Here is a 308-nt window from a genome sequence, read left to right as displayed (position 1 = left end):
ATACTGGATTCGACGGGATTCACGAACTCCTAAGTGCATGCCGAGGGGCGGTTGGCCTCGTAAAAAGCCGCAAAAAAGTAGTCGCAAACGACGAAACTTACGCAATCGCTGCCTAATAAGCAGTAGATGCTCTCCCCCCCGCGCATGCCTGTAAGCCGGGATTTTGGGAGATCACCCCTAACAGGATCGCATGGCGGCTTTGTCCGGAGCCAAGATGCTAAAACCAATCGGACTCGCCCAACGATAGCCTGCCATTCGGCGCTCCTAGGGTTAACTAAATGAATGGATAAGCATGTAGTACTGAAGAC

At 52.3% G+C, this 308-nt stretch carries 1 other RNA gene; it reads left to right on the top strand.

Annotated features, from left to right (window positions below):
• Positions 1 to 2: 2 nt before the first annotated feature.
• Positions 3 to 308: a transfer-messenger RNA gene (gene ssrA / locus OKJ99_RS17620) on the top strand; the annotation flags it as partial.

This window comes from Streptomyces endophyticus (assembly GCF_035798155.1).
GTDB lineage: Bacteria > Actinomycetota > Actinomycetes > Streptomycetales > Streptomycetaceae > Streptomyces > Streptomyces endophyticus.
Note: the sequence above shows the minus strand (reverse complement) of the source record. Positions and strands in the feature narration are given on the sequence as shown.